Source organism: Prevotella sp. P5-108 (genome assembly GCF_002251385.1).
Classification (GTDB): Bacteria; Bacteroidota; Bacteroidia; order Bacteroidales; family Bacteroidaceae; genus Prevotella.
Map to the genome: position 1 here is coordinate 1 of NZ_NPJJ01000003.1, position 13,300 is coordinate 13,300.

General features: G+C 57.1%; 11 protein-coding genes. 2 read left to right on the forward strand and 9 right to left on the reverse strand.

What is annotated here, in order from left to right; translation table 11 throughout:
• Positions 1-34: 34 nt before the first annotated feature.
• The 7 genes from CIK95_RS00350 to CIK95_RS12635 form a co-directional block, all read right to left on the reverse strand.
• Positions 35-2,152: a S46 family peptidase gene (locus CIK95_RS00350; protein WP_094465960.1), complete on the reverse strand. Its 2,118-nt coding sequence runs from the start codon at positions 2,150-2,152 to the stop codon at positions 35-37.
• 1 nt (position 2,153) lies between these two features.
• Positions 2,154-3,647 (reverse strand): lipopolysaccharide biosynthesis protein, encoded by a 1,494-nt coding sequence (locus CIK95_RS00355; protein ID WP_094465961.1) that lies wholly within the window; start codon positions 3,645-3,647, stop codon positions 2,154-2,156.
• A 12-nt stretch (positions 3,648-3,659) separates the two neighbouring features.
• Positions 3,660-4,889: a nucleoside recognition domain-containing protein gene (locus CIK95_RS00360; protein WP_094465962.1), complete on the reverse strand. Its 1,230-nt coding sequence runs from the start codon at positions 4,887-4,889 to the stop codon at positions 3,660-3,662.
• Between the two features lie 10 nt (positions 4,890-4,899).
• On the reverse strand, positions 4,900-7,449 hold the full coding sequence (locus CIK95_RS00365; protein WP_254046375.1) for a zinc-dependent metalloprotease: 2,550 nt from the start codon (positions 7,447-7,449) through the stop codon (positions 4,900-4,902).
• 298 nt (positions 7,450-7,747) lie between these two features.
• Positions 7,748-8,215: a nucleoside-diphosphate kinase gene (ndk, locus tag CIK95_RS00375; RefSeq protein WP_022310651.1), complete on the reverse strand. Its 468-nt coding sequence runs from the start codon at positions 8,213-8,215 to the stop codon at positions 7,748-7,750.
• Between the two features lie 91 nt (positions 8,216-8,306).
• A complete protein-coding gene (locus CIK95_RS00380) occupies positions 8,307-9,653 on the reverse strand; it encodes an SH3 domain-containing protein (RefSeq protein ID WP_094387921.1) in 1,347 nt (448 codons plus the stop codon).
• A gap of 22 nt (positions 9,654-9,675) precedes the next feature.
• A complete protein-coding gene (locus CIK95_RS12635) occupies positions 9,676-9,921 on the reverse strand; it encodes a hypothetical protein (protein WP_144007661.1) in 246 nt (81 codons plus the stop codon).
• A 24-nt stretch (positions 9,922-9,945) separates the two neighbouring features.
• On the opposite strand from CIK95_RS12635, the gene ung reads away from it, so the two are divergent.
• On the forward strand, positions 9,946-10,611 hold the full coding sequence (ung, locus tag CIK95_RS00390; RefSeq protein WP_022310653.1) for a uracil-DNA glycosylase: 666 nt from the start codon (positions 9,946-9,948) through the stop codon (positions 10,609-10,611).
• Between the two features lie 4 nt (positions 10,612-10,615).
• Positions 10,616-11,212 carry a DUF3109 family protein gene (locus CIK95_RS00395; RefSeq protein ID WP_094423112.1) on the forward strand — a complete coding sequence of 199 codons (597 nt, stop codon included), beginning with the start codon at positions 10,616-10,618 and terminating at the stop codon, positions 11,210-11,212.
• A 105-nt stretch (positions 11,213-11,317) separates the two neighbouring features.
• On the opposite strand, the gene CIK95_RS00400 is transcribed toward CIK95_RS00395, so the two are convergent.
• Both CIK95_RS00400 and CIK95_RS00405 read right to left on the reverse strand, forming a co-directional pair.
• On the reverse strand, positions 11,318-12,205 hold the full coding sequence (locus tag CIK95_RS00400) for a helix-turn-helix domain-containing protein (protein WP_022310655.1): 888 nt from the start codon (positions 12,203-12,205) through the stop codon (positions 11,318-11,320).
• 4 nt (positions 12,206-12,209) lie between these two features.
• Entirely contained in the window at positions 12,210-13,250 is a 1,041-nt protein-coding gene (locus CIK95_RS00405) for a hypothetical protein (protein ID WP_094465964.1), read from the reverse strand.
• Between the last annotated feature and the right edge of the window lie 50 nt (positions 13,251-13,300).

A 13,300-nucleotide genomic window follows, 5' to 3' on the forward strand; every position in this document is an offset into this window, starting at 1 on the left:
CGGGGAGGGGCTCGGTTTTATCCCTATCCCCTTATCACTTCACTCCCATCTCCTTGAGCAGGCGGTCGGCGTGGCCCCAACGATCCATCATGTAGAGGACGAAGCGGATGTCGACGCCGATGCAACGAGCGAGGCGCTTGTCGAACCAGATGTCGCTGGAGAGCGAGTCCCAGTTGCCGTCGAAGGCAAGACCGATGAGGCGGCCCTTACCATCAAACATGGGAGAGCCCGAGTTGCCGCCAGTAATGTCGTTGTTGGTGAGGAAGCACAGCTGCATCTTGCCCGTGGTCTTGTCGGTATAGCTGCCAAAGTCTTTGGCGCCGAGCAGTTGCTTCATCACAGGCTCTACCTGGTAATCGATGGTGCCGCGGTCGCCAGCCTCCATCTTCTTGACGATGCTCTCTGCCTCGGTGTAGTAGCCCGAGGGCTTGCCGCCGAGCATGTAACCACCCACCTGGCCATAGCTGAGACGCATGGTGAAGTTGGCGTCGGAGTAGTGGGGCAGTTCCTGTTCCATGCGCACCTTGGCGTCGCAGAGATACTGCTCCTGCAGGTCGATGGAGTCGGCATTCTGGAGGTACGACTTCAATATCTCGGTGCGGATGTCCATGAGCTGCTTGCCATACTGGTATCCGGGGTCTTTGAGGAGCTGCTTGCTGTTGAGCATAATCTTCTTGCCGCTCTTCATGAGGATGGTATTGTCCCACAGCCAGTCCACATACTTGCGCGTGTCGCCTCCGAAGCGGTCGGCGATAGTCTGGTAGAAGGCGGGCAGCTTGTCGGCAGCCACATACTTGCGGTAGTTGTCTATCAGCGTAGCCATCACGTCGCGGTCGAGCGCTTCATCCCACTCGGCGCTGTTGTCCTTGAATACATAGTACTGCTTCTTCTTGGCAGCGGTGGGGTTGACGGCGGTGGGGTTGCTGGCTATGCGCATGGCGCGGCTGTTGAGCTCGGTGGTGCGGCGGAAGGTCTCGCCCCAGACGGTGAGCATGCGTGCAGCGTCGAAACGCTGGGCGTAGAACTTGGCGAGCTTGTCCATGTCGAGCTTGCCTTTGAGGTATCCCGTCCACTTCTGGTAGTCGACAATGCGGTCTTCAAAGTCGGCTTTCTGGCGGATAATGCCCACAGAGTCGATGCACTTGTTCATGCCGAGAGAGTTCTTCCAGTAGTTGGAGCTCTGCGCGTACTTGGAGTCATACTTGATGCGCACGGCTTCGTCGGCGCGCATGTGGCGAATCATCACCTCCTGCTTCACACCACGTATCTGTGCGCGGGGAGCATTGTCGGCGTCGCGCATCTCACGTATACCGTATGAGGAGAGGTAGCGCTCGGTAGAGCCGGGGTATCCCACGGTCATGGCGAAGTCTCCCTCCTTGTAGCCGTCGAGCGAGACGGGTGCCCAGTGCTTGGGACGGTATGGCACGTTGTCCTTGGAGTAGTCAGCAGGACCGTTGGTCTTCGGGTCGGCATAGATTCGGAACACTGAAAAGTCGCACGTCTGTCGTGGCCACATCCAGTTGTCGGTCTCACCGCCAAATTTACCCATCGATTTGGGGATAGTAAAGACGAGACGCAGGTCTCTGAACTCCTGGTAGGTAGTGGCATAATACTTGTTGCCCTCATAGAAAGGCTTGATCTCAAGCTCCAGGTTGGCATCCTTGGCGTGTACCTCCTTGAGCATCTCGTTCTCGACCTCGTCGAGCAACTTGGCCTGCTCCTTGGCGGTCATGGTGCGTATGCCCCGCTTCTCGAGCAGCGGGGTGATGTCGCGCTGGTCGACCATGAAGCGCACAAACATGCCCTTGTTGGGCAGCTCGTCGGCATAGGTCTTGGCGAAAAATCCGTTGAGCATGTAGTCGTGCTCCACGGTAGAGTGGCTGCGTATGGCCTCAAATCCACAGTGGTGGTTGGTGAACACCAGTCCGTCGGGCGAAACCACTACTCCAGAGCAGTAGCCCGAGAAGTTTACCACTGAGTTCTTGATGGCGTCGTCGCTCTGATACAGGCTGCTGTAGGGCAGAGCAAATCCGTAGCCCTTCATCTGCTCGTACACCGCGTTGGGCAGGTTGTAGAGCGTCCACATTCCCTCGTCGGCCTTGGCCGAGATGGTAGCCGCAAAGGCGGCTAAGATGACAAATAACTTTCTCATATTATCGTTTGTTAAAGTATTTACCGATTACGGGGAGCCCGCTGAGCGGGAAGTCTCTCTTCACGAGATAGGCCACAAAGACCAGGATGAGCAGGGTGTTGACAGCCAGCGACGCACCCATAGGCAGCAGCCTGTTGGCAGCAGTCATTCCGGCGGTGAGCACGGCGGTAAGAGCCACATAGACCATCATCTCCTTGACGGGATAGTCGATGGGATATTTCTTCTGACCCACAAAGTAGGACAGGAGCATCGCCGTGCCGTAGCCTGCCACTCCACCCCACGCACACGCCATGTAGCTGTAGCGCGGCACGAAGACCACGTTGACCACGACCAGCACCAGACAGCCCGCGCCCGAGAACCAGGCGCCATAGATGGTCTTGTCGATGAGCTTGTACCAGAAAGAGAGGTTGAAGTAGATGCCCATCATTATCTCGGCAGCCATCACGATAGGTACAACGCGCAGCCCCGGCCAGTAACTGCGGTCGCGGATGACGTAACGCAGAATGTCCATATATCCAATCACAGCCAAAAACGCCAACAGGGTGAAGATGACGAAGTACTTCATGGCTTTGGCGTAGGTGTCGCGGCTGTCGCGATCTTTGGCTTTGCCGAAAACAAACGGCTCGTAGGCATAGCGGAACGCCTGGGTAATCATGGCCATAATCATGGCTATCTTGGTGGCTGCACCATAGATGCCCAGCTGCGCCTTCTCGTCGGCGCCGGTATAGAGGTAGGGGAAAATAATCTTGTCGAGCGTCTGGTTGAGTATGCCGGCTATGCCCAGGATGAGCAGCGGCCATGCGTAGCGCATCATCTTGCCCCAAAGTGCGCGGTCAAAGCGGTAGCGGAAGCCCGTAAGCTCATGCCAGAAGCACACCACTACCACGGCGGTGCACACCAGGTTGATGTAGAAGACCATGCCCACATTGAGCGTGAACTTGTCGTCGTACAGCCCGAAGGGGTTGAGCCTCAGAGCTGGCAGCACGATGAGGTAGGTGAGGTTGAGGATAATGTTGAGGATGATGTTGACCAGCTGCAGGCAGGCAAACTTGATGGCGCGCTTCTGGTAGCGCAGGTAGGCGAACGGGATGCACTTGAAGGCGTCGATGGCGACACACACAAACATCACCGCCACCCAGTCGGGGTGGTCAGGGTATTTCATGAATCCCGCTATCTGGGGCAGCAGCGCAAAGACGGCGATGACAAACAGCAGCGACGATACTCCCACCGATACCAGCACGGTGGAATAGACCCGCATGGGGTCGTCCTCGGTCTTGTTGATAAACCGGAAGAAGGTGGTCTCCATGCCGTAGGTGAGTATCACCATCAGCAGCGCCGTGTAGGCATAGATGTTGGTCACCACGCCATACTCGCCACCGCCCGCGGCAAAGGCTGCCGTCTGGATGGGTACCAGGAGATAATTGATGAAACGTCCGGCGATGCTGCTGATACCATAGATGGCGGTATCTTTGACCAGATTCCTTAAATTAGCCATTTCTATAGAGTTTTAGAAGAATAAATAAGCGATGCCGATGGCGGCGATGACTCCGGCGAGGTCGGCCAGCAGTCCGCATGGCACGGCATGACGCATATTGCGGATGCCCACGCTGCCGAAATAGACGGCGAGGATGTAGAAGGTGGTGTCGGTCGAGCCCTGGAAGATGCAGCTCAGTCTGCCCACAAACGAGTCGGCGCCGTAGGTGGTCATGGCGTCGACCATCATACCTCGGGCTCCCGAGCCGGAAAGCGGCTTCATCAGCGCAGTAGGCAGCGCGCCCACAAAGTCGCTGTTGCCGCCCAGGGCCTTTACCAGAGTTGCCACGCCGTTGATGAGCATGTCCATGGCGCCCGACGCGCGAAACAGGCCGATGGCCACGAGTATCGCCACGAGATAGGGTATGATGCGCACGGCGGTGGTAAAACCTTCCTTGGCACCCTCGACAAACGCATCGTAGACATTGATGCGGTGCTTCATACCTGCCAGCACAAACGCCACAATGATAGTCATCAGCAGGATATTGGCCACCGATGTGCTCACAATGTTCATCTGGTCCTTGTCCAACTGGCCGAAGCCCCAGATGATGGCACCCACCACCAGAGCCATGCCGCCCAGGGTGAGGAGCATGGTGCGGTTGAGCAGGTTGATGCGCTGGTATATCGAGGTAATGATGATGCCCGCCACGGTCGAGAAGAAGGTGGCAAGCAGGATGGGGATAAACACATCAGTGGGCTGGGCGGCTCCCAACTGCGCCCTATACACCATGATGGATATGGGGATGAGCGTGAGGCCCGACGTGTTGAGCACCAGGAACATAATCATGGGGTTGGTGGCAGTCTCCTTGTTGGGGTTGAGCGTCTGCAGCTGTTCCATCGCCTTCAGCCCGAGCGGCGTGGCGGCATTGTCGAGTCCCAACATATTGGCGGCGATGTTCATGAATATCGCGCCGGTCACAGGGTGCCCCTTGGGAATGTCGGGGAAAAGTCGGGTGAACACCGGGGACAGCGCCCTGGCCAGCACGTTGACCACCCCGCCGCGCTCGCCTATCTTCATGATGCCCAACCAGAGCGAGAGCACGCCCGTGAGGCCCAGTGAGATTTCAAAGGCGGTCTTGGACGAGGCGAAGGTTGAGTCTATGAGCGCCGGAAATACCGTGACATCGCCCAGGAAGACGAGCTTGGCCAGGGCGATGACAAAGGCGATGATGATGAAGCCTATCCAGATATAGTTGAGTACCATTGCGCTTGCGTTATTTGACAGTGGTGCGGCGCTCACGGATGAGCTTGATCTGGCGTTGCAGGTCCTGATAGTGGAGCTTGTCGATGCCCTTGGCGCCAGCCTCCTGGCTGTCTACAAACTGGGCGATGTCGTCGAGGTGCTGGACGAGGTAGAGCACCGCATCAGAGTCCTTGTTGCTGTCGCCACTGCGCGAGGCAAAGAGCAGCTGCATCAGCGACGACTGTGCAGGCTTGTTGTCCTTGGGGTTGAGCAGCGAGTTGACGCGGTTCAGGTAGCTGCGCTCCAGACTGCGTCTGATTTTGTCGCTCATGCCGTTGTCGCCAGCCAGAGGCTTCCACACCGCGCCCTTCAGCGCCGAGAGGTAGGCGTCGAGCTTCAGTGCCGATGGCGAGAGGTAAGAGTCGTTGTATATCTTGACGATGATGTCGGCAGAGAGGGCGCGCGAGAGCACGATGTTCTGCTGGTTGGCGATGTCGGCCGACGGGTCGATGCCAGTCTTCTCGGTGAGAGTGGCGGGGTACAGCCACAGCGGAGCCTCGAAGATGTTGCGCCCCACCCAGTCTATCGCCTCGAGCGGCATGGCTGCCGGAGCTATCTCTACGGGCTTGGTGCCGGGCATATTGTTGAGGTATCGGCCGCCCAGGTGCTTGATGACATGGCCTGTGTATCGGCGCAGCTGGTCGCGCACGCTCTTGTAGACCTCTGTCAGGTCACTATACTGGTCGTTGTCCTGATGAGTCCACTGGGGCAGACCCGCGATGACGCGCTTCAGGTTCTTCACGCCATACTCGTTGGCCTTCATGTTGTCGTCGCCCAAGTCTTCGGTCTGCGAGCGGGGGTCTTCGTCGCGGCCCTCACCCGAGAACCAGCAGCGGGGATGACCAGCCAGGAAGCGCGAGGTCTCGGTCATCATCGCCTCTTTCTCTTCATATTCGTCCTTGAACTCAGGGCGGTAGGAGTAGCCCCACTTGATGGCCCACTTGTCATAGTCGTTGATGCGGGGGAAGAGTCCCTTGGGTCCAATCTTGTCTTCGGGCTGAGCCACGTAGTTGAAGCGGGCATAGTCCATGATGGATGCGGTGTGGCCGTGGGCCTCTACCCACGCCTTGTCGCGCAGTTTCTCTACGGGAGTGGCGTGGCTGGCGCCCATGTTGTGGCGCAGACCCAGGGTGTGGCCCACCTCGTGGGAGGAGACGAAGCGTATGAGCTCGCCCATGAGCTTGTCGTCGAAGGTCATGGTCTGTGCGCGCTTGTCGAGCGGTCCGCACTGCACCATATACCACTTGGTGAGCAGGCTCATCACGTTGTGATACCAGCAGATGTGGCTCTCGATGATTTCTCCGCTGCGCGGGTCGCTCACGTGGGGGCCGTAGGCATTTTCTATCTCAGCCGGGAGATAGCGTATCACGCAGTAGCGGGCGTCGTCGACGCTCATGTTGGAGTCGTTGGGCCACGGCTTGGCCTGGATGGCGTTCTTGAAACCGGCGGCTTCGAACGCCACGTTCCAGTCTTCAACTCCCTTGATGAGATAGGGCACCCACTTCTTGGGCGTAGCCGGGTCTATGTAGTATATGATGGGCTTCACGGGTTCTACCAGCCGTCCCTGACGATAGGCTTTCACATCGCGCGGCACCAGACGGTAACGGGCGATGAACGACTCACGCTGGGTCTTGTGCTGGGTGTCAGAGAAACGGGTGAAATTGTTGACAAAGTAACCCACGCGCTTGTCCCAGAGACGCTTGCGCATAGGCTGGCTGGGCAGCAGCACCATCGAGGTGTTCATGCCCAGGGTCACCGAGCCCGTCAGACTGGCTGGCGCGTTGCGGTTGGCTGTGGCACCATAGGTGCGCACGGTGGCCACCTCGATGTTGATGGGAAACACCTTCATGGTGTCGATATACGAGCGGCTGCTTATCATTCCGCCGAGCTTGACCATGCCCAGCGATGATCTTACGCTGGTGGTGAGCTTGTTGTCGTTCTTGAAGAAATTGGTAATCTCTATCATGCTTCGGCCCTTGGGGCTCTTGCCGATTATCTTGAACGACGCCACGATGGGGTCGATGGTCGATGCCTGGAGAGTCTTGGATATACGGTCGGTCGAGTCGGCCAGCTGGGTGAGCACGTAGGCACGCATGTACATCGTCTTGTAGTCGTGCTTCTCAAAATAGACGGTGGCCTCGTTGACCTCTTCGCCGGCATACTTGCCGAAGTTCTGGGGCACAGCCGTATAGCGCGTCACGCACATGAAGTAGCGGCCCAGGAGCGTGTCGGGTATCTCGAAGTACCACTTGTCCTGGATATGGCGCACGGTGAATAGACCTTCCTTCACGGTGCCACCCTTCTTGATGATGTCGGCATACTCGTCCTTCTTCTTTTTGGCTACGGTGTCGTTGTCATGCTTGGTGGTGTCGGCCTTGATTACGGGTTTGCCCTTGAGGGTGTCGTCGTCCACGGCAGATACTTGTTGATACTTCGCAGCGTTGAGCCCCGTGATGCGCGAGGCATAGATGCCGCCGGCTATCATCATCACGATAGCGCAGATAAACAGCTTGTTACCCATATAGATACTTATTTATTGGTTCGTTGTCACTGCAAATTTAGTAATAATAATCCATACCCGGCTTGGGCAGACCGAAAAAAGCATGACAATCATGAAGAAAAAAGTCAAAATCGCTGTTTCCGCCCGTAGTTCAGCCGTCATTGGAGCGGCGATGCGGCCCTCGGGCCGACTGCGCAGACACGCAAAAGCCCCGAAGACGGCTTCAGGTATAGCAGCGGGCATGGCCGTGGGGCTATATCCTGACGCCACCTTCGGGGCTATGGTTGCTCCCGTGGTGGGGATGATGGGTTGGCGGGTGTTAGAACTCGTCGTTGGCGTAGAGGAAGGGGTGGTAGCACTGCTCCCACTCTATGATTTCCTCGTCGCGGAAGAAACGCTTGAGCTCGATGGCTGCGGTCTCGGCAGAGTCGGATGCGTGGACGATATTCTCCTGGAAACTCATGCAGTAGGAACCGCGGATGGTGCCGGGGGCGGCGTTGCGGCCGTTGGTGGGGCCTGCCAGTGCGCGCACGGCGGCGATGGCGTCGACACCCTTGAGGCACATGGCCACCACGGGGGCTGTCATCATGGCGTCCTTGACGCGCTGGAAGAAGGGCTTCTCGCTGAGATGGCTGTAGTGCTCGGAGAGCAGCTCGTCGGTGAGCATCATCATCTTCATGCCGCATATCTGCAGGCCTTTCTTCTCAAAAATACTGATAATCTCGCCTGCCAGACCGCGCTGCATGGTGCAGGGCTTGAGCAGGACCAATGTCTTTTCTATTGCCATAATCGTTAATGGTTGTAGGGTTAGTAATATATGTTTTGTTCTGATTGTCTGCAAATTTAGGAATAATTTCTGAGATATCCCAAGGATGTGGCTACAAATTGGATGCCCACGTATACAAATCCTTGATGACCATCTTGCGGAAGAGCCAATGGCTCATGCCGCCGGGGATGCGCATGATGGTGTTGTCGGCCAGGTCGAGCACATAGAGAGGGCGTATGCGCCAGCTCTCGTTGTAGCGGTTCTGCCAGTCGTACATGCAGTATTCCCACCATTCGCGGTCGCCGCGCCACCATTCGCCCGTGGTGTAGTCGTTCTTCAGTCCGTAGCGGGTCACGTCGAAAGCATTGGCATAGCCACACTGGCGGTATATGCGATAGGGGGCGAGGCCCAGGTCGAGCACGCTGCCCAGGCTCACGCGGCACATGATGATGCAGCCGCCCGAATAGTGGGTGGCGGTGCTGCGCACGGGGGCGAAGTAGATGCCGTTGCCGGCAAAGTTGCCGGCGCCCACGTTCCAGATGCCCGACATGCGGTTGCCGTGCCAGCAGCGGCCGGGCGCCATCACAATGTTGAGCGCGGCGGTCTCGTCGGTGCCGTGGTAGAGGGTAAGCGCGGGGACGAAGGTATCGAAGACGGTCCAGAACAGACTCTCGATGACGGTGAGCGACATGTGCCATATCGGGTACTTGATGATGCGCCACGGCAGCCACAGCGCCCAGTCTATAGCATCGTCGGTGCCCTCCTTGTCGCTGCTCGGCACAAAGACCTCGAGCACATAGTTGAACATCTCGAAGGTGCAGTGGGCGAAGAGGTTGAAGTAGATGGCGTTGACCAGTCTTATCGGCGTGAGCAGTATGTACAGCGGTATCTTGGCCAGCAACAGATAGCCTTCCAACTCATCGTTGCGACGGTCGTTGCCCGAGTTCTCCTTATAGAGCGCGCGCCAGGGCTTGGAGAGCCAGCGCTGGAGCCAGTTGGTGATGAGGAAGGGGATGCTCGTAATGCGGTATATCCACTGCATGATGAAGTAGTAGAAGGCAAACCCGTAGAAGAGGACCTTGGATATGATGTAGAGGACGAAGAGGATGAGCGCCAACTTGAAGGCCCATCCTATCAGGGTGAACAGCGAGAACGAGCTGCGCCGCTTCTTGGGCTTGGAGGTAGCCACGGGCTCGTCTTTGACATACGACAGATAGCGGCTGGCGGCATAGGCGGTGTCGCCCTCGAAGATGACCTTGGACCAGTCGTCTCCCCATTCGACCACGAGCAGCTCGGTGCCACGCGGTGCCACCCCGCGCTTGTAGGCGTTGGGTGATGGCTGCATACGCATGTTCAGGTCGCTGGTGGTGACATAGATTGCGCGCGGAGAGCCCATCGCCGCCAGGGCGGAGAGCCATAGCAGGCAGAGGGTGAGCCATAACGTCTTCTTGTGCATCATAAACGATGTAGCTATTAGGTGATTATCTCTTGTCAAGTAAGTATAGACATGCAAAAATACGATTATTTTGCCAAACGCCTTGTGCATAACCGCGTTTTTTTGCATCGCGCTGCGGCTTTTTCTGACTTTTGGGATAACAAAGACGATAGAAAGCGCCATCCCCGTCATTGCCGCCATCGGGGAGATGGTGGCGGGAAGGGTGGAAAATAGTGAAAAAAAGTGGGAGCAAATGGCTATAGTTACATCCTTTTGCAGTAATTTTGCACATTATTATATAATATAGCGCGCTTCCATGAACGTAAAAATCAACGACAGTTGGGCTGAGCGGCTCGGCAATGAGTTTGCCCAGCCTTATTTCTCCCAGCTCACCGACTTCGTAAGGCACGAGTATGCCACCACGACCTGCTATCCTCCCGGCAGACTTATCTTCAACGCCTTCAATCTCTGTCCTTTCGACAGCGTCAAGGTGGTTATCATCGGGCAGGACCCCTATCACGAGGCGGGTCAGGCTATGGGGCTCAGCTTCTCGGTGCCCGACGGAGTGGCCATGCCGCCGTCGCTGCAGAACATCTTCAAGGAGATACAGGGTGACCTCGGCATCGGAGTGCCCCAGAGCGGTAACCTGACGCGTTGGGCTGAGCAGGGAGTGCTGCTGCTCAACGCCACGCTCACCGTGAGGGCCCACCAGGCTGGCAGCCACCAGCGCCATGGGTGGGAGAGGTTTACCGACGCTGCCATCAGCAGGCTCAGCGAGGGTCGCGACCATCTGGTCTTCATCCTCTGGGGTGGCTATGCGCGCTCCAAGGCGTCGCTCATCGACCGCAGCCGTCATCTGGTGCTCGAGTCGGTGCATCCCTCACCCCTCTCCGCCAACCGGGGTGGATGGTTTGGCAACCACCACTTCTCGCGCTGCAATGAATATCTCGCCGGGCACGGCATGGGCCCCATCAACTGGTAAGAACATGAATGAACTGCATATTTTACAGATAGGAAACGTATTTGTTTCGCCCGATATTTTCACGGTAAAGTTCTGCTGCGACCTTGACGTGTGCAAGGGCGCATGCTGCATCGAAGGCGACGCCGGCGCACCGGTAACCCTCGATGAAATCGGCGATTTGGAGACTTCTCTCGATGTGGTATGGAATGACCTCTCGGCTTCGGCGCAGGCTGTCTTGGACCGCCAGGGTGTGGCTTATGCCGACCGCGACGGCGACCTGGTCACAAGCATTGTCGGAGGTAAGGACTGTGTGTTTACATGCTATGAGGGCGACACCTGTCTCTGTGCCCTTGAGCGCGCGCATCGTCAGGGCCGCTGCCCCTTTGTCAAGCCCATCTCCTGTGCGCTCTATCCCATTCGCGAAAAGACATTTCCCGATGGTTCGGTGGGGCTCAACTATCATCGTTGGCGCATCTGCCAGTGTGCTGTAGAGAAAGGCCGCGAACTCGACTTGCCTCTCTACCGCTTTCTCGAGGGTCCGCTTGTGCGCCGCTTCGGCAAGGAGTGGTATCAGGAGCTGTGCCAGGTGGCCGACGAGCTTCGGGCTTTAGGCATGATTTGATGCCTCGGCAACGGTAGGTAACGAGGGCGTGACGGCTGTGCCTCCGCTTGCCGTCATGATGCTGGCTCCCGACATCATGTTGCCTCGGGGCTTGCTGCCGACAGACTACGACCTTCTGTATTCGGTCGGCGACATGCCCACGTGCTCCTTGAAGTATTTCCCCATAAAGCTCTGGCTGGGGAAGTTCATGTCCATCGCTATCTGCTTGATGCTCTTGCGCGAGTTCTTGATTTGCACGCGCAGCTCCATAACCACATAGTTGTCTATCCACTCGTTGGGGGTGCGCTGGCTTACCTGCTTGATGCACTCCGACAGATATTTTGGGGTGATACACAGCTGTCGGCCGTACCAACTCACACGGCGTTCGGTGCGAAAGTTCTTCTCGATAAGTGCGATGAAATCGGTAAAAATCGTCTCTGCACGGTTCTTTTTCCTGTTGTCCCTGTTCATGATCTGGTAGATGGTATTGCCCAGGTCATATATCATCGTGGCGATGGTCATGCGGGCCACGTCGCGGCGGAAATGATGCCCCACGCAGTCTATCTTACTCTTGAGCATCTTGTAGTAATCGCAGAAAGTGTCGGCCTCCTTCATGCTCAGCGTCGAGACTGGGTTGCTGCGCGCAAATAGGAAGAGCGATGATATCTCGTGTACATCTTTGGCGATGTCGCTGAAGAAATTGGGCGAGATGATAAATCCTATGCCGCTGAAATCTTCGCTGAACGAACAGTTGTCGACCACCATGCCGTTGGTGATGATGATGACGTCGTTGCGCTCCACGGTGTGTTCTATGGTGTCAAGCCGGTAGGTGGCTCTGCCGTTCAGACAGAGCGCAGCCATCATGCACTGCATGCGGCGCGTACGGTCGGGGAAGGGGATTTTGGCCAGATCGTCAAACAACACGATGTCGTTGTCTATGTGGCTTCCTTTATATTGGCTAAGCGTTGAGGCTATGGTTACCTCGTAGATTTCCTTGTTCTTGTATTTTATCATTGCTTTAGTATGGATATGCATTGTAAGTTGTTGTCGTCATGAGGCTTACGCCGTCGACGCGCTGCACTTGGCTGGCGTCAAACGCACTGTCTCCGCTGACAATCACCCGTCGGTGGTAGGTAGGCTCGAAGGCTGTGGTAATCTGCTCGTCGGTCTCGCCGTTGCAGGTATACTTGCGCCCGCCGATGATAATGGTCTCACCCTTCTTCGCCCCGCGCAGCGTGAGCCTCACAAAGCCGTAGAAGCCAGTGACAAACTCGTAGGCGATACCCTCCGGCGTCCGCTCCGAATATCGCGGCGCAGTGACTCTCGTCACGCGATTTACCTGGACAGGCAGCAGCGTAGCCAAGGGCCACACCCCCATCTCCGTCGATACCCTCCGAAGTGCCGAGTCAGCCGTCCGTCCTTCTATCTCCACCCTCCGTGGTGCTGAAGCAGCCTTCGCTTCTTCTATCTCTACCCTCCGTGGTTCCGATGCAGCCTTCGTTCCTTCTATCTCTAACCTCCCTGGCGCCGAGACTGGTGTCCAGCATGCGGTCGATACCGTCTGCGTGTAGCCGCGGTCAATTCCGTCGCCCGAACCTTCATCTACAGGCCGGCAGAGCCATCCTCCGTCGGCCTTGTGACCAAAGGGGCGACCGTCGCGCCCCACTCCATAATAACAGACGGCTATCTGGTGGTCGTGGGGACCAACCGGGTGATAGAGGATGGCCACCGTGTTGGAGTCGGAACGCAGGTAGCCGCTGACGTCGATATCGATGGTGACGGGGTGATGACAGTTGTCGGTCGGGAGGGGCGGGGTGACATTAGACTCATTGACATACACTCTGTATCTGCCACGGGCGGTGACGCTGAGCGTGGCGCTGATGGGGCGGCGCTGCGTGAGATAGGTGTGGCGGAACCAGATGTCAGAGAGCGAGTCGGCTGTGGTGCAGCTTATCTCTCCAGGGCCAAGGCTGGCGGTCTGGGCGCTGGCGCTCGTCATGCCGATGACGAGCAAGCCCATCAGCACCATAATCATCTCTTGTATTGCAGTTTTGGCCATCAGGTGCAAAATTAGTACTTTTTATTGGCGTTACCAAGTGAAAATGAGGA